Raw genomic sequence first — 16,309 nt, 5'->3', positions numbered from 1 at the left:
TTATTTTAGCAAAAAAATTATCCAATGGGCAAAAAAGTCATATTAACAATATTAGATGGCTGGGGCATTTCTCCTTCCAAAGAAATTTCTGCAGTAGACAAAGCAAAGACTCCTTTCATGGAAAGCTTATATAAAAAATATCCACATGCCACTTTAAGAACTGACGGATTGAACGTTGGCTTACCTGAGGGACAAATGGGGAATTCTGAAGTTGGTCACATGAATCTTGGTGCAGGAAGAATCGTATATCAGGATTTAGTCAAAATCAACAGAGCTGTAGAAAAAAACACGCTTAAAGATGAGCCTGTTTTAGAACAAGCTTTTAATTATGCCAAGAACAACGATAAAGCTGTACATTTTCTAGGATTAGTGAGCGATGGTGGAGTTCATTCTCATATCAAACACCTTAAAGGTTTAGTCACTGCAGCCCAGGACTACGGAATTTCAAAAAAATATGTTCATGCCTTTACAGATGGTAGAGATGTTGACCCACATTCTGGCAAAGGCTTTATTGAAGAACTTATGCCTCATTTTGAAAAAACCGACACCCAACTGGCAAGTATCATTGGAAGATACTATGCAATGGACAGGGATAAGCGCTGGGAAAGAGTAGAAAAAGCCTACGATCTAATCGTTAAGGGCGAAGCAGAAACTTATACAGAAAACCCACTGGAAACTTTACAGAAAAGCTATGATGATGGTATTTCGGATGAATTTATAAAACCAATTGCTGTTACTGCAAATGAAGAGCCCGTTGCAAAAATAGCTGAAGGTGATGTCGTGATTTTCTTCAATTTTAGAACCGACCGTGGAAGACAGCTTACACAGGCTCTAAGTCAGGAAGATTTTCCAGAAAATGACATGAAGTCCATTCCTTTATACTATGTCACCATGACGAAATATGATGACACCTTCAAAAACATCAATGTTGTCTATAAAAAAGAAAACATCAAAGCAACGCTAGGAGAGGTACTGGAATACACCGGTAAATCTCAAATACGCGCTGCAGAAACTGAAAAATATCCGCACGTTACTTTTTTCTTTTCTGGAGGCAGAGAAGAACCTTTTAGAGATGAAAAGCGCATTATGGTGAATTCTCCAAAAGTAGCCACATACGATTTACAGCCAGAAATGAGTGCTTATGAGTTAAAAGACAAGCTTGTAAAAGAAATTTCTGAACAAAATGGGGATTTTATTTGCTTAAACTTTGCTAATCCAGATATGGTAGGACATACTGGAGATTTTGATGCTGCTGTAAAGGCTTGTGAAACCGTAGATGAATGCCTTAAAGAAGTAGTGACTGAAGCTGAAAAACAAGACTATTCAGTTATTGTTATCGCAGATCATGGAAATAGTGAAACGATGGTGAATGAAGACGGCTCACCAAATACAGCTCACACGACAAATCCAGTTCCTTTCATTTTGGTAGACAAGGACATCAAATCCATAAAAGATGGCATACTGGGAGATATCGCTCCTACCATTTTAGATTTGATGGATATTAAGAAACCAGATCTTATGACTCAAAACTCATTATTATCATGAACAAATTAGTTAGCCTGTTTATTATCCTCGGTCTGAGCCTGGGATTTTCAAGTTTCATTTCTTCTGAATTTGCTGCCGAGGGTAAAACAGATTTACAAGATTATAAACTTATGCTTGGTGATTTCAATTTAGAAGAATTGAAGTCCACAGTCAACAAAACCTGGTTCAACTCAGGATATGAAAGTTATACTCCAAAAGCTGAAGTTATTGTTCAAATCAAATCAGAATTAAAGAACAGTGAGTTTCATATTTCAGTGTATATGGGAACCTGGTGTCCAGATAGCCGGAGAGAATTTCCTCATTTAATCAAAATATTAAATCAGGCTGATTTTAATCTAGATAACTTGAGAATTGTTGGTGTGGACAGAGATAAAATTGTGCCCAATGTCTCAGAAGTAGAAAGGGAAAAGCTCAATGTTTTCAACGTTCCTACACTAATAGTCTATGACACTAACGGGAATGAACTCAATCGTTTTGTAGAATTTCCTCAAGAAACTCTCGAAAAAGATCTTCTCAAAATTTTCTCAAAAGAAGATTACAAACACGTTTACGATTTTTAAAAGACCTTATGTTTTCATCCGAAAGACCGATTTTAGCTATTGACTTTGACGGAACCATAGTAGAAAATAATTACCCTTCTATTGGTAAACCCATGTTGTTTGCCTTTGAAACTCTAAAAAAGCTTCAAAAAAAGGGTTTTATTCTCATTCTTTGGACGTATAGATCTGATGAAAGGCTGGAAGAAGCTGTAGAATTTTGCCGAAAACACGGCCTTGAGTTTTATGCGGTCAATAAAAGTTATCCTGAAGAAGAATATGCAGACAATATCAGTAGAAAAATAAATGCTGATATTTTCATAGACGACAGGAATATTGGTGGATTTCCAGGCTGGGGAGAAATTTACAGGGAATTAATAGGAAAGGATAAAGAGCTAGAAGAATTAAAAAACAAAAAGAAAGGATTTTTTGAATCTATTTTTAAACAGCTATAAATGATAATTACAAAGACAAGAGAAGAAATAAAACTTATGCATGAAAGTGCACAGATTGTATCCAAAACCCTTGGCATGATTGCAAAAGAAATAAAGCCGGGAGTTACAACCTTACATCTCGATAAATTGGCTGAAGCCTTTATCAGAGATCATGGAGCTGTTCCCGGATTTCTTGGTCTTTATGATTTTCCAAATACCTTGTGTGTAAGCCCAAATGCACAAGTTGTTCATGGGATCCCAAATAACAAAGCTTTGGAGGAAGGGGATATCCTATCGGTTGATTGTGGAGCTATCAAAAATGAATACTACGGAGACCATGCCTACACTTTTGAAGTGGGCGAAGTTGATGAAGATGTAAAACAACTTATTCGCATCACCAAAGAGTCGCTTTATAAAGGGATTGCCCAGTTTGTAGCGGGTAACCGAGTTGGAGATGTTGGTTATGCCATCCAGAAATACACCGAGCAACATGGTTATGGCGTTGTGAGGGAACTCGTGGGACATGGCTTAGGCAAAACAATGCACGAAGATCCGCAAATGCCTAATTATGGCAAAAGAGGACGTGGCAAAAAGTTTACAGAAGGCATGACGGTTGCCATAGAGCCCATGATTAACCTGGGAACCAAACGCATAAAACAATTACCAGACGGATGGACAATTCTAACTTCAGACGGTAAGCCAAGTATCCATTTTGAACATGATGTGGCTTTAATAGACGGTCAACCCAGACTGCTCTCCACGTTTGATTATGTCCATGAAGCTTTAGGTATAGAAACCAAAGAAGAAGATCCTTATAGACTTGATGTTTCTTTGCTATAGAGTAGTGAGCCTGCCTGCGTTCCTTGGCAAAGGCAGGTAGTGAGTTAAATAAAAAAATGAAATAGCTTTAACCCTGTTTGGTTTGTTTAATCAGATTTTTTATCTGATTAAGAAAGCCTGTGCAAACCAGCAAACTCTGTACATTTCCCAATAAAATTTAGACTTCAGAATTTGGCTTCACCCATTTTTAAGTTTATTTGTTTAAGTTTTAACTTGATTTTTTAAACAAAGTATCATTATTATGTCTATTTTTGACTATTGTTATATAAAATCATGGGAAACATTAAACAAAATTTCAGCATTAAAGATTTAGAATCGTTGAGCGGTATTAAGGCACATACCATACGTATGTGGGAGAAACGGTACAGTGTTCTACAACCTGAACGCACCGAAACCAATATTAGAAATTACGGAGTCACCGGACTTCAGAAAATTTTAAATATTGCGTTTTTAAATGAGAATGGATATAAAATTTCACGCATTTCCAAGTTGGATGATGGAGAAATTTCTGAACTTGTTCAAAGTATCACCACGAGTAAGAGTAATTCAAACAGAGCTTTGAAATCTATGAAGGTGGCTATGATGAATTTTGATCAGCCCTTATTTTTAAGAACTTATGATAACCTTCTTACCAATAAAACTTTTTCAGAAATTTACGAGGAAGTTTTTATTCCACTTATGATTGAGATTGGTATGCTATGGCAAGCTGGAACTATTACTCCTGCCCACGAGCAGTTTATTTCCAATCTGGTTAAGCAAAAACTCTTTATCAATATTGAAAGTCTTCAAAAAGAACAGGCTTCCAAAACAGATAAAGTCTTTGTGTTATTCCTTCCTGATGAAGAAATTCATGACATAGGTTTATTCTATGCTAATTATGAAATCTTATCACATGGATATAAAGTAATATTTCTTGGCCAAAGTCTTCCTATGGAAGATTTGACCTATCTTTCCACTTTATATGATAATACAATTTTCGTGAGTTATCTTACTGTAAAACCTGACAATTTGAAGCAATACCTTGATGACTTTAAGGTGCATATATGCCCAGATGGAAGATGCGAATATTGGTTACTCGGCAAAAAATCTAAAGAATTATTAGAAAATAACACAAAACTTCCAGAAGGAATTAGAGCATTTAGGGATATTTCAGAATTGACATTAAATTTATAAAATGAGTAAATCGATTGCAGTAATTGGCTCCGGCTTTTCATCATTAGCAGCAGCATGTTATTTAGCTAAACAAGGCAATACAGTTGAAGTATTTGAAAAAAATGATAGCCTTGGCGGCAGAGCAAGACGCTTCAAAGAAAATGGTTTTACTTTCGATATGGGACCATCCTGGTATTGGATGCCAGATGTTTTTGAACGCTTTTTTGCAGACTTTGGGAAAAAACCATCTGACTATTATGAGCTGGATAGATTAGATCCTGGCTACCAGGTTGTTTTTGAAGGTGGAGAAACCATTGAAATTGGAGATAGCCTTGAAAAGATTTATAAAATATTTGATCGTGAAGAAGAAAACGGAGCTAAAAAGCTGAAGAAATTTATCGGTAATGCTCGAAAGAATTATGATATTGCCATCAAAGATTTGGTGTACAAGCCCGGTGTCTCTCCTTTAGAACTGGTCACGCCAAAAACCATAACGAAACTCGGTGAATTTTTTAGCACTGTAGATAAAGATGTTGAAAAGGAATTCAAAAGTGATAAATTAAAACAGATTTTAAAATTTCCTGTTTTATTTCTGGGAGCTAAACCAAGCGAAACGCCTTCCTTCTACAATTTCATGAATTATGCTGACTTTGGATTAGGAACCTGGCACCCTAGAGGTGGGTTTCATGAGGTCATAGCTGGCATGGTAAAACTGGCAGAATCTTTGGGAGTCAAACTAAATACAAATGCAACTATAGATAAAATCCATGTTGAAAATAAGATTGCAAAAGCTTTAGAAATAAATGGTGAGTTTAAAAAATTTGATGTCATTCTTTCGGGAGCCGATTATCATCATACGGAGACCTTATTAGATCAACAACACCGTCAATATTCAGAAGAGTATTGGGATAAGAAAGTCTTCGCCCCTTCTTCTTTATTATTTTACATCGGTTTTGATAAAAAACTCAAGAACATAAAGCATCATAATTTATTTTTCGATGTTGATTTCAATGAGCATGCTAAAGATATTTACACCACCCCCAGGTGGCCTGAAGAACCTTTATTTTATGCCAATTTCACATCCAAAACAGACCCAACTACAGCACCGGAGGGTCATGAAAACGGATTCTTTTTAATCCCCATTGCACCGGGTGTAGAAGACACTGAAGAGCTTAGAGAAACTTATTTTAACAAAATCATGACCAGATTTGAATCTCTTACTAATCAGGATGTTCAAAAAAATATTATATTTAAAAAGTCCTTTTGTGTGAATGACTTTGTGAAAGATTATAATTCATACAAAGGGAATGCTTATGGAATGGCAAATACCTTACTCCAAACAGCTTTCTTAAGACCAAAACTAAAAAGTAAAAAGGTAAAAAATTTATATTTTACTGGTCAGCTTACTGTTCCAGGTCCAGGGGTTCCACCAGCATTGATTTCAGGTAAATTGGTATCTGAATTAATTGAAAAACATTAACGCAATGAAATCATTATTCGATACAGTTTCTAGAGATTGCAGTAAGTTGGTTACCAATTCTTACAGCACTTCATTTTCTATAGCTACAAAACTGCTTGCTCCTTCTATAAGACAGGATATCTATAATATTTACGGTTTCGTGAGATTTGCAGATGAAATAGTAGACACGTTTCATGATTACGATAAAGCAAAGCTCTTTAAAAGCTTTCAAACTGACATGTATGAAGCCATTGAGGATAAAATAAGTTTAAATCCTATTTTAAACAGTTTTCAGGAAACCGTTCATAAATATAATATTGATGCTCATCTCTATGAATCTTTTATGGATAGTATGGAAAAAGATTTGCATAAATCCAATTACTTGACACAGGAAGAATATGAAGCTTACATTTATGGAAGTGCTGATGTAGTGGGACTGATGTGCTTAAAAGTTTTTGTAAAGGGAAATCATGAAGCTTACGAAAATTTAAAAGATGATGCCATGCGATTGGGGTCTGCCTTTCAAAAGGTAAATTTCTTAAGAGACCTTAAGGCAGACAGCGAAGAGCTGGAACGATCTTACTTTCCGGATGCAGATTTGAGTCGTCTAGACGAAGAAACCAAAAAAGCCATTATATTTGAAATTGATGCAGATTTTCAAGCCGGTTTAAGAGGTATTGGTAATCTGCCGGTAGAAGCGAAATTAGGAGTTTATACAGCTTATATTTACTATTCCAAACTGCTTGAAAAATTAAAAAATACACCATCAGTTGAAATTAAAAATAAAAGAATAAGGGTGCCTAATTATCAAAAAGCTAGTCTCTTAGCGAAGTCTTACATTTCTTGTAGATTTAATTTAGTTTAAGATTATGAATATATTGATTTGGATTGTTGTGTTTATAGCAACATTTTTGGGAATGGAATTCATGGCATGGTTTACACATAAGTATGTTATGCACGGATTTTTATGGGTGCTTCATAGAGATCACCATCATAAAGACCACAAAAGCTGGTGGGAGCGCAACGATTTGTTTTTTGTATTTTACGCCGTAGTGAGTATGTATTTTTTTATGGTGGCTGAGTTTCAGTTTGCCGTTGCCATAGGTGCTGGAATTGCAGGTTATGGCTTAGCCTATTTTCTCGTACACGATATTTTTATTCATCAGCGGTTTAAGTTGTTTAGAAAAGCTGACCACTGGTATGCCAAAGGCATAAGGCGTGCTCATAAAATTCATCACAAACATTTGGGAAAAGAAGATGGTGAATGTTTTGGCATGCTTATACCCCCTGCGAAATTTCTAAAAAACAGAAAATAAATGAAAATGAAATCTGCAGTGGTAGGTTCTGGCATTGCTGGAATTGCTTCAGCATTGAGGCTAAAAGCCAAAGGTTATGATGTAGATGTTTTTGAACAAAACGACTATACAGGAGGAAAACTTCACAGCTTCCAAAGAGGAGATTACAGATTTGATTACGGCCCTTCCCTATTTACAATGCCACACCTTGTGGATGAATTGTTTGGTCTTTTTGAGGTTGATCCCAAATCTTACTTTCAATACAAAAAGAAAGATAGCATTTGTAATTATTTCTGGGAAGATGGTCAGCAATTTCAAGTGAAAGCAGATAAAGAAGAGTTCATAAAAGATGCTTCTAAAACTTTTAACGAGTCTGAACAACACCTCAGCGATTATTTAAAAAGCACGCAAAACAAGTATGAACTTACTTCGAGTTTATTTTTAGAAAAATCACTTCATAAGTTGGGCACTTATCTTTCAAAAGATACGGTGAAAGCTATTTTCAATTTAAGCAAGTTACATCTGGATAGCAGCCTTAATGAAGTTAATGAAAAATATTTTGACCATCCTAAGCTTGTTCAGCTATTCAACAGATTTGCCACTTACAATGGTTCATCTCCCTACAAAACACCTGGAATCATGTCCATGATTCCTCATTTGGAAATGAACTATGGCGCTTTTATTCCAAAACACGGGATGCACGACATCTCCAAAAGCCTTACACAACTGGCCAGAGATGTTGGAATTAAATTTCACCTTAATCAAAAGGTAGATGAGATCATCTATGACAACGGAGAAGTCAATGGCTTAAAAATAAATCAAAAAGTAGAAAACTTTGATTTGGTGGTTTGTAATATGGACGTGTATTCAGCTTACAATTCTCTGCTGAAAAAAGCAACAGCACCCAAAAAGACCTTAGAGCAGGAACGTTCGAGTTCGGCGCTTATCTTTTATTGGGGAGTCAATAAGACTTATAAGGAATTGGATTTGCACAACATCCTTTTCACTGAGAACTACGAGAAAGAATTCGATCATCTTTTCAATAAAAAGTATTTTGCTGATGACCCAACCGTTTACATCAATATTACGTCTAAAGAAGTCAACGGTGATGCTCCCGAGGGTTCTGAAAATTGGTTTGTGATGGTGAACGCACCTACCAACTGCGGTCAGGACTGGGCTGCACAAACCACTTATATTCGAGAAAAAGTGATTGCCAAAATCAATAAATGCCTGGGTACTAAAATTCAAAACTACATAGAGGTAGAACATGTGGAAACTCCAGAGAGTATTGAATCTGCTACCTCTTCTTTTCAAGGTTCGCTTTATGGGACCTCGAGCAACAACAAATTTGCTGCATTTTTAAGGCATCCAAACTTCAGCTCTAAAATAAAAAACCTATACTTTTGCGGTGGAAGCGTTCACCCCGGAGGCGGTATTCCTTTGTGTTTGCTCTCTGCCAAAATTGTTTCAGATTTAGTTCCAAAAGCCTAAGCTCAATCGATGAAAAGCCTTACTAACGACAAAAAATATAGTTTAATAGCAATAGGTATTGTGTGGCTTTTTCATGTATCTGGAATCATTGGAATAAGCTTAGGTTATCAGGATTGGTTTGCGAGCAGAACCTCCCTCAACCTGATGATCATGTTTCTTATCTTGATTATATTCTTCCCCTTACATTCCTTTAAAAAATGGAGCCTGTTTATAATTTTTGGAGGCCTTGGGATCTTTGCTGAATATCTTGGCGTCACCTTCGGTTTGTTTTTCGGGGACTATGCCTACGGAAACAATTTTGGCCCCAAAATTTTTGAAGTCCCTATCCTCATTGGAGTTAACTGGGCTTTGTTAACCTTCATCTGCGGAGCGATCGCCAATAACCTGTCTGATAATATTTTTCTTAAGTCCTTACTAGGAACCTTTATGATGTTATTTTTAGATTTATTTATGGAGAAAATTGCTCCAATTTTTGATTTCTGGGAATTTTCTGGAGGCTATGCTCCTATCGATAATTATATAGCCTGGGGGAGTATTTCTTTCATTTTCAATCTCATTTTTCACCTTGCTAAACTCAAGGGTGATTTTTTGATTTCACTTCATCTCTATCTGGTCCAACTCGTGTTTTTTGTCTATTTCTATGTCTATTATTAAATTTGATTACATTATAGTAGGTGCGGGAGCGGCTGGATTGAATCTAGCCTTAGCCATGAATGCAGATACTTTTTTTGAAGATAAAACCATTCTGATTCTGGATAAAGATCAAAAAAACAAAAACGATAGAACCTGGAGTTTTTGGGAGAAAGGAAAAGGAAAATGGGATGATCTGGTATACAAAACATGGAATCAAGGCATTGTAAAAGGCAAAGGTGAAACGATTATTCTTGACTTGAAAGAATTCAATTACAAAACACTGAGGTCGGCTGACTTTTACACGCATGCTAAAAAAACACTTCAGAAACCCAGAATCACCTGGAAAACAGAGCAAGTCCATAGCATTACACAAACAGACGAAGGTGCTATTGTAACCACAGATAAAGCAAATTATGAGGCTGAATTTGCTTTCGACTCCAGAATTCCTGAAAGTTACTCATTGAAAGATACCAGCTATTTAAATATCGCTCAGCACTTTAAAGGCTGGGTCATTGAAACAGAAACTCCTGTGTTTGATGATTCCAAATTCACGATGATGGACTTCGATTTGAAAGACGGGGAAAGCACAAGCTTTACTTATATACTGCCTTTTTCATCTACTAAAGCTCTAGTAGAATTTACCTATTTCAGTCCAGATTTGGTCAGCGAATCCACCTACGATGACTTCTTAAAAAAATACATTTCAGAACATCTCCGAACTGACAATTACAGCATTGCTGAAACTGAAAAGGGCATTATTCCGATGACAAATTTTCCTTTTGAAGATTACAGCCAAAAACACATCATTAAAATAGGTACTGCTGGCGGATGGGTAAAAGCTTCGTCTGGATATTCATTTAAAAATTGTGAACGAAAAAGCCAGAGCCTCATCAAATTTCTGAAGTCTAAACAAGAATTTTATAAAGACTCTACTCCTGGTAAATACAAGCACTATGACAACATATTTCTGGAAGTTCTTACCAAAGAAAATCATTTTGGTGAAGAGTTATTTTATAAAATGTATAAAAATAATTCTATCCAGACCATTTTCAGATTTTTGGATGAAAAATCCACTTTCCAGGAGGATTTAAAAATTATAATGAATTTGAGCTCCTCCCCTTTTATCAAGGGATTTATCAGGCATCTAAGAAGTGGATTTAATACTTAATTAAGCCTTTAAAATCAATTTTTCCTGCAATCGAAATCTCGAAAAAAGTTCTTCGCTGTACCAATCCAATTTTCTGGTTTTTTGAATAGCCTTGATGTGTTCATGACTTTGATAAGCATAAGTTTGAAGATGATCTAGAGTTTTCCAAATGCTGAAAGTCGCCATTTCTACAAAAGGCAGTTCACCAAATCCTTTGGTATAAAGTAAGCCTTCCGCATTTTCTAAAGGTCTTTGAGATTCCGGGACAAATTTCCAGAATTTTAAAAGCATGTTGGTTTTAATGCTTGCTCTGGTAATCACAGCAATTTGATCCTCTTCCCTGATATCTTTAGGTTTTACCGACGACTGAAATGGATTTTTACCGTTCCACAGACCTCTGGCCTGAATACTTTCCAAATAAAGTACTTCCATTTTATCGGCATGTCTTTGATAAAGCTGACTCAACTTATGAGTCTTGAAAAAATCTTCAGCAAAAGATTTATCTTCCCAAACCTGTAAAACAGCATACACATTCCAATCTGGAAAAGGATTAAAATTCTCCTTTCCACTTCCCAACAGTTTATAAAAGGTTTGCCCTTGAACTGATTTCATATAGCGATGACCAAATTGCATCATAGACAAAGCCCAGAATTTATCGGTGAATCCCTGGTAAGTTAAAATCGTAAGTGTGGTGATTTGAGACATATAAAATTAAAAGATTAAAGGTGAAAACTAATTGGCTTACAACCTAGTCTTCACCTTTATTTTAGTACTAATTAAACAAAAAATGATTCGTTATCGTAAGCATTGTATCTAATTCGACTCAAACCCGCCTGCGTGACTCGGACGGGCAGGCCCGCCTGCGTGACTCGGACGGGCAGGCGTGACTCGGACGGGCAGGCAGGTTTAGAATTATAAAAAACTAAATCAGTTCTTATACTTATCGAACCAGTTGGTTATGTACTCTACTTTTCTAAACAAATTACTTGGCTTTCCCGCTATGCCATGACCAGAACCTGCAATACGAACCATTACTGCATCTATTCCCTGCAATTTCAATGCTGTGTAATACTGTTCAGTTTCACTCATCGGTGTTCTGTAATCCTGTTGACCCGTTAACAGCATGGTAGGGGTTTTTACATTTCCCACCAGTGAAATGGGAGAAAACTTCAAATAATCTTCCGGAGATTCCCACGGCATATCTTTAAACCAATATTTTGAGAAAAATGGTGAACTATCGGCGGTAAGCACAAAGCTATACCAGTTGATGACTGGTTTAGCCACAACAGCAGCCTGAAAACGATCGGTTTTTCCAATAGACCAGGCAGTAAGCACTCCTCCTCCACTTCCGCCAGTGATGAATACGTTATCTGTATCTACATAACCCTGATCAATGACATAATCTGTGGCGTCCATCAAGTCATTGTAATCTTCACTGGGATAATTGTGGTTGATGTAAGCTGCAAAATCTTCTCCGTAGCTTGTACTACCTCTGGGATTGGTGTATACCACGACATAGCCTTTACTCGCCATAAATTGTAATTCTGGTGAAAAGCGAGAGCCGTAATTGGTATAGGGACCCCCGTGAATTTCAAGAATTAAGGGATACGTTTTTGAAGGATCAAAATCTGGAGGGGTCATGATCCATCCCTGAATTTTAAAATCGTCCACTGAAGAATCCACCCAGAACTCTTCAACTTTTCCTGTCTTTTTTGAGGTTAAGAGGTTTTGATTTAAATGGGTTAAAAGTTTTGGTTCTGAATTTAGTTTGCCTTCAACCACTGCCAATTCTGAGGGTGTGGAAGTGGTCACATGAGAAAATGCTATACGCCCCTTATTAGACACGGAGTAACTTCCTCCACCATAAGGTCTTCCAATACTGGCTGAACCAAGGTTTTTTGCTATGCTGGTCACTTTTCCATTCAAATCTATGTTTCCAACCTTGCTGTTTCCTTCTTCATCGTATCTAAAATAAATAGACTTGCTATCCTTTGCCCAGGTGATTGAAGATATATCCTGAGGAAAATCTTCAGATAAAACCTGAACCTCCTTAGCCTCTCTATTCATAAGGTAAAGCTCCGTCAACTGATAGCCTACAAAGTCATCTTTAAAGCCTGTGTAAGCAATATAGTCTCCGTTTGGAGAAATTTTGGGAGAGTAGAAAGGTCCTCGTTCATCTGTAAGTTGCTCAATCTTGCCAGTCCTGATGTTTTGTTGATAAATTTGCTCATTGTTGGGGTCGAGTTCCGCATCATCAGCGGTATTTACGGTATACAGGATGTGTTTTCCATCGGGTGCCCAGGAAGGTGAGCCAAATTGATGTGATCCCGACGTTAATTGACGTGCCGTTCCACCTTCAGCAGAGATGACAAAAAGGTGGCGATAGCCGTCCTGGACATACCCGCCTCCATCACGTCTGTAAACAGCCTTATCAATGACATCGGCTCCTTGTTCCCATTCTGCACCAGGCGGTGGCTTAGGTAAATTCGCTTTTACAGCCTTGGAAGATTCTGGGACAAACTTGCTAAACAGAAGTTGAGAACCGTCTGGAGACCAGCTTATGTTAGATGGACTTTCTGTGAAATTGGTTAGCGCTGCAGAAGTATGAGATGCTGTCCAGTACACATACAATTGGTTAGAACCCTCGTGATTTGAAGTGTAAGCAAATTTGTCACCCTGAGGTGACCAGCTCACATTGCCATAGTATTGAGTTCCTGAAGTAATGGGGTAATGATTTTCTCCGTCAAAAGAGATCTGCCAAAGATTGACTAATCTTCTATCCGTCATCACATCAAATTGATGTCTTTCGTATATAATGGTCTTACCATCTGGCGAGATTTCAGGATTGGAAACCATTTGCAGGTCAAAAAGATCCATATAACTAAAGTGCTCTTCTGCAATCTGGGCCTGAAGCTGAGTGCTCAAAAACAGTAGTAAACTAAAAAAACTTAAGCGTATAAAATTCATAGATAAAAATTTAGTTAAGGTATAATTCCGGAGATTTTCGTTGTTTGGAGGCTGCTTCATAAAGCTTAGCATAGCTGTAAACATCGGATTCCTGATAAGGTTTGGTGATAAAGGTGAGACCTTCGGGTTCGCCTTCACTTGTATATCCCATAGGGACCGTTAAAGCTGGGTATTTGGCAGCAGCAGCCTGACCTGCATTGTAATTATTAATGGATATAATAGCATCCAGATTGTGGGTCTGCATAGGCTTTTCGAAATAATCAATGCCAGCTAATAGGAGTTTTGTTCTTATATCAACTAACTCATCTTCTGTTAAGTCTAAGTCCTCAATACCTTCAAATCTAGCCTGACCGTATGGAATTCTGACAGTTGAATCTTTTAGATTGAATTTCATGACGTCATAAGCGGTTTTTATTTCAACCTCATCTGAAGCATATAATGTTAAATACTTTTCCAGATCTATTTTCATGTCACCGCTTAACAATTCGGTAAACCCTTCAAAGTCCATAGGCTCAGGATCAATTTCGATGATCTCGGCTCCAAGGGTTTTCAGGTCGTCGATTGCGTTTTGGTACAATGAATCTTGTGAATAAGCTTTATAAGCACCAAGTCTAACCCCTTTTAAGTTTTTAATGATTTCAATTTCCCAGGGCACTTTTGAAGGTGAAATTTTACTTTTAGCAGAAGCCATTGCAGAGAAAACAATCGAATTGTCTTGTAAGTTTTTTGTGATGGGACCAGGAGTGTCCAATGTTCCAGATATAGGAACGATTCCATCTTGACTTAGAATCCCAATAGTGGGTTTTAATCCCACCGCTGATTGCTGACTAGACGGTGAAAGTATTGAGCCCGAAGTTTCAGAACCTACAGCAGCAACAGCGTAATTTGCAGCGACAGCAACTGCACTTCCGGAACTGGATCCACCAGTATCGAACTCTCTTGGACCGTATGGATTTAAAGTTTGGCCACCTATGGCACTATAGCCATTAGGACAACCAGCACATAAAAAATTGGCCCATTCACTCAAATTGGCCTTACCTAAAACAAGCCCTCCAAAAGACTTAAGATTTTTTACAATTTCGGCATCATTTTCTGTTTCATTATTTAATAAAGCAACCGCACCAGCAGTTGTAGCCATGTTTTTGGTATTGATATTGTCTTTTAAAATAATCGGCATCCCGTAAACAGGATGTGTTTTGGAAGGCGTTTCTGCATCCAGCTTTTCTGCCTGCTCTGCAACGAAAGGATTTATGGAAATTATAGCATTTAAAGCTAAGTCCCTGTTGCTTTCAAACTGAGCAATCCTGTATAAGTACCATTGCGTCAATTCTTTATAAGAAAACAGATCTTCAGAAATGTGGTTTTGTAGTGTTTCGATATCTTGATCCATAATTAACGGAGAAAGCTCTAAGTACCTTTCTTTTGAAAAGCCTTCGAGTTGAGGAATGATGGTATTTAAGATGTCATTCCTATCTGAAACTTTGGACTGAATGAGTTTGTACCTTAAGCGCTGAGACTCCTTATCCGCATTGGCTTCGATTAATCCAGTTTCATCGTAGGGAACCCAGGTTTGGAATTCTGGATAATCTTCCTTTTTACAAGAGGAAAAGCATAAAACTGAAATAAAAACGAGGTAAATCAACTTAGTTGTAGACATGTAAATTTAGTGATTTTTGAGTTTGAAATAATGTGATGAATTTACGAATTATTAGTAATTATAACTAATATGTGTAAACTTTAAAAAACTAAAACAAAAAAAAACAGATTTGTAAATAGTATAAAATATAGCATTTTTATAAAATTGAAGTGTAATTATTAATTTTTTCTTTAACTATATACAAGTTTTAAGCCACCTTTATGAATAAAATCAACTCGGCTAAAAATTTCAGATACAGATACAAACTGATTCGCTTTAACCTCTTTTATTAAAGTTTAGAACGGCGTTTATCTTAAAAAGATAGTAGACTTCGCGCCAAAATTCACCATACAACATAATTTAGAATACGTTTATGTTAAAGGTTAAGGACCGATTCGTCCTCGTATTAGTGCTGCGCTTTTTGATTCACTAATGAATATGAATGATAACTCAAGTCTATTTTTCTTCGCATGAACAGCTTATTTATCACTGTGAATTTTAATGCGATTTTTTCAGAAGAAGTTACCAATAGGTTGCTTAATTTCATTTAAAGAGCTATTGTTAAATTTTTTTTAAACAATTATTTTTGAGACTTGCTTAATAAAAAGCATAATGTTCACGAATTGTCAAGTTTAGAAAATAACTACATTAGCTTGCTTCCTGAGGTATTTCAGGGCTTTAGACATTTGATTTTCTACTGTTTTTACAGATATGTCCATTTCTACAGCTATGTCTTTGTATTTGGTTTCTTCTAATTTGCTTTTCACAAAAATTTCCTTGCATCTTGGTGGCAGTTCATCAATGAGTTGATACAAGCGTTTTAGTTTATCTTCTTTGGGCTGTTCCTGGGTATGCATAGAACTTGCAATCACTTCCCATTTGATTTCATCTAAATCGTCATATTTAATTTTCTTTTTACGCAGGTGCTGTAAAAATTGATTGTGGCAAGACCTGAAAAGGTAATTTTTCAAAGAGGAGGTGATATTGATTTTATGACGTTTTACATAAAACTTCATTAACATATCCTGTACAATATCTTCTGAAAGTTTTTTGTTTTCACATAGCTTAAACACATAATTACAAAGCCACTCATAATAATTCTCGTACAAGATTTTGTAGGCGACGTCGTCCCCATTCTTGAGTTTTTTAATAAAAACCAGCTCATTCATAAAAA

The 16,309-nt window shown here is 36.6% G+C and carries 15 protein-coding genes; 11 read left to right on the top strand and 4 right to left on the bottom strand.

Annotation, left to right across the window (positions count from 1 at the left end):
* The first annotated feature begins 24 nt into the window (after positions 1-24).
* From gpmI to LB450_RS05065, 11 genes are all read left to right on the top strand, one after another.
* Entirely contained in the window at positions 25-1,545 is a 1,521-nt protein-coding gene (gene gpmI / locus LB450_RS05115) for a 2,3-bisphosphoglycerate-independent phosphoglycerate mutase (protein ID WP_224486781.1), read from the top strand.
* Positions 1,542-2,105 (top strand): TlpA family protein disulfide reductase, encoded by a 564-nt coding sequence (locus LB450_RS05110; protein WP_224486780.1) that lies wholly within the window; start codon positions 1,542-1,544, stop codon positions 2,103-2,105. The genes gpmI and LB450_RS05110 overlap by 4 nt, the downstream gene beginning before the upstream one ends.
* 8 nt (positions 2,106-2,113) lie before the next feature.
* Positions 2,114-2,536, top strand: coding sequence for a BT0820 family HAD-type phosphatase (locus LB450_RS05105; protein ID WP_224486779.1), 423 nt, complete (start codon positions 2,114-2,116; stop codon positions 2,534-2,536).
* Positions 2,537-3,355, top strand: a complete 819-nt coding sequence (map, locus tag LB450_RS05100; protein ID WP_224486778.1) for a type I methionyl aminopeptidase — start codon at positions 2,537-2,539, stop codon at positions 3,353-3,355.
* 273 nt (positions 3,356-3,628) lie between these two features.
* Positions 3,629-4,528, top strand: coding sequence for a MerR family transcriptional regulator (locus LB450_RS05095; RefSeq protein WP_224486777.1), 900 nt, complete (start codon positions 3,629-3,631; stop codon positions 4,526-4,528).
* 1 nt (position 4,529) lies between these two features.
* Positions 4,530-5,987: a phytoene desaturase family protein gene (locus tag LB450_RS05090; RefSeq protein ID WP_224486776.1), complete on the top strand. Its 1,458-nt coding sequence runs from the start codon at positions 4,530-4,532 to the stop codon at positions 5,985-5,987.
* 4 nt (positions 5,988-5,991) lie between these two features.
* Positions 5,992-6,831: a phytoene/squalene synthase family protein gene (locus tag LB450_RS05085; protein ID WP_224486775.1), complete on the top strand. Its 840-nt coding sequence runs from the start codon at positions 5,992-5,994 to the stop codon at positions 6,829-6,831.
* Positions 6,832-6,835: 4 nt separating this feature from the next.
* Complete coding sequence (locus tag LB450_RS05080) at positions 6,836-7,282, top strand: sterol desaturase family protein (RefSeq protein WP_224486774.1); 447 nt, start codon at positions 6,836-6,838, stop codon at positions 7,280-7,282.
* On the top strand, positions 7,283-8,752 hold the full coding sequence (crtD, locus tag LB450_RS05075) for a 1-hydroxycarotenoid 3,4-desaturase CrtD (RefSeq protein ID WP_224486773.1): 1,470 nt from the start codon (positions 7,283-7,285) through the stop codon (positions 8,750-8,752).
* 9 nt (positions 8,753-8,761) lie between these two features.
* Positions 8,762-9,406: a carotenoid biosynthesis protein gene (locus LB450_RS05070; RefSeq protein ID WP_224486772.1), complete on the top strand. Its 645-nt coding sequence runs from the start codon at positions 8,762-8,764 to the stop codon at positions 9,404-9,406.
* The gene (locus tag LB450_RS05065) at positions 9,393-10,553 is read left to right on the top strand and encodes a lycopene cyclase family protein (RefSeq protein ID WP_224486771.1); all 1,161 of its coding nucleotides are present in this window, start codon (positions 9,393-9,395) and stop codon (positions 10,551-10,553) included. The genes LB450_RS05070 and LB450_RS05065 overlap by 14 nt, the downstream gene beginning before the upstream one ends.
* On the opposite strand, the gene LB450_RS05060 is transcribed toward LB450_RS05065, so the two are convergent.
* From LB450_RS05060 to LB450_RS05045, 4 genes are all read right to left on the bottom strand, one after another.
* Positions 10,554-11,237 carry a DUF3291 domain-containing protein gene (locus tag LB450_RS05060; RefSeq protein ID WP_224486770.1) on the bottom strand — a complete coding sequence of 228 codons (684 nt, stop codon included), beginning with the start codon at positions 11,235-11,237 and terminating at the stop codon, positions 10,554-10,556.
* A gap of 222 nt (positions 11,238-11,459) precedes the next feature.
* Positions 11,460-13,499, bottom strand: coding sequence for a S9 family peptidase (locus LB450_RS05055; RefSeq protein WP_224486769.1), 2,040 nt, complete (start codon positions 13,497-13,499; stop codon positions 11,460-11,462).
* A 10-nt stretch (positions 13,500-13,509) separates the two neighbouring features.
* Positions 13,510-15,156 carry an amidase family protein gene (locus LB450_RS05050; RefSeq protein ID WP_224486768.1) on the bottom strand — a complete coding sequence of 549 codons (1,647 nt, stop codon included), beginning with the start codon at positions 15,154-15,156 and terminating at the stop codon, positions 13,510-13,512.
* A 611-nt stretch (positions 15,157-15,767) separates the two neighbouring features.
* On the bottom strand, positions 15,768-16,304 hold the full coding sequence (locus tag LB450_RS05045) for an RNA polymerase sigma factor (RefSeq protein WP_224486767.1): 537 nt from the start codon (positions 16,302-16,304) through the stop codon (positions 15,768-15,770).
* Positions 16,305-16,309: the final 5 nt, after the last annotated feature.

The organism is Psychroflexus curvus (assembly GCF_020164585.1).
GTDB classification, from domain to species: Bacteria; Bacteroidota; Bacteroidia; order Flavobacteriales; family Flavobacteriaceae; genus Psychroflexus; species Psychroflexus curvus.
This window is presented reverse-complemented; position numbering and strand designations above follow the sequence as displayed.

Bases quoted from the DNA above. Each gene is read 5' to 3' on its own strand.
- LB450_RS05080 (WP_224486774.1), top strand. From the start codon at position 6,836: ATGAATATATTGATTTGGATTGTTGTGTTTATAGCAACATTTTTGGGA.
- LB450_RS05095 (WP_224486777.1), top strand. From the start codon at position 3,629: ATGGGAAACATTAAACAAAATTTCAGCATTAAAGATTTAGAATCGTTG.
- gpmI (WP_224486781.1), top strand. From the start codon at position 25: ATGGGCAAAAAAGTCATATTAACAATATTAGATGGCTGGGGCATTTCT.
- LB450_RS05055 (WP_224486769.1), bottom strand. From the start codon at position 13,499: ATGAATTTTATACGCTTAAGTTTTTTTAGTTTACTACTGTTTTTGAGC.
- map (WP_224486778.1), top strand. From the start codon at position 2,537: ATGATAATTACAAAGACAAGAGAAGAAATAAAACTTATGCATGAAAGT.
- LB450_RS05085 (WP_224486775.1), top strand. From the start codon at position 5,992: ATGAAATCATTATTCGATACAGTTTCTAGAGATTGCAGTAAGTTGGTT.
- LB450_RS05105 (WP_224486779.1), top strand. From the start codon at position 2,114: ATGTTTTCATCCGAAAGACCGATTTTAGCTATTGACTTTGACGGAACC.
- LB450_RS05045 (WP_224486767.1), bottom strand. From the start codon at position 16,304: ATGAATGAGCTGGTTTTTATTAAAAAACTCAAGAATGGGGACGACGTC.
- crtD (WP_224486773.1), top strand. From the start codon at position 7,283: ATGAAAATGAAATCTGCAGTGGTAGGTTCTGGCATTGCTGGAATTGCT.
- LB450_RS05050 (WP_224486768.1), bottom strand. From the start codon at position 15,156: ATGTCTACAACTAAGTTGATTTACCTCGTTTTTATTTCAGTTTTATGC.
- LB450_RS05060 (WP_224486770.1), bottom strand. From the start codon at position 11,237: ATGTCTCAAATCACCACACTTACGATTTTAACTTACCAGGGATTCACC.
- LB450_RS05065 (WP_224486771.1), top strand. From the start codon at position 9,393: ATGTCTATTATTAAATTTGATTACATTATAGTAGGTGCGGGAGCGGCT.
- LB450_RS05070 (WP_224486772.1), top strand. From the start codon at position 8,762: ATGAAAAGCCTTACTAACGACAAAAAATATAGTTTAATAGCAATAGGT.
- LB450_RS05090 (WP_224486776.1), top strand. From the start codon at position 4,530: ATGAGTAAATCGATTGCAGTAATTGGCTCCGGCTTTTCATCATTAGCA.
- LB450_RS05110 (WP_224486780.1), top strand. From the start codon at position 1,542: ATGAACAAATTAGTTAGCCTGTTTATTATCCTCGGTCTGAGCCTGGGA.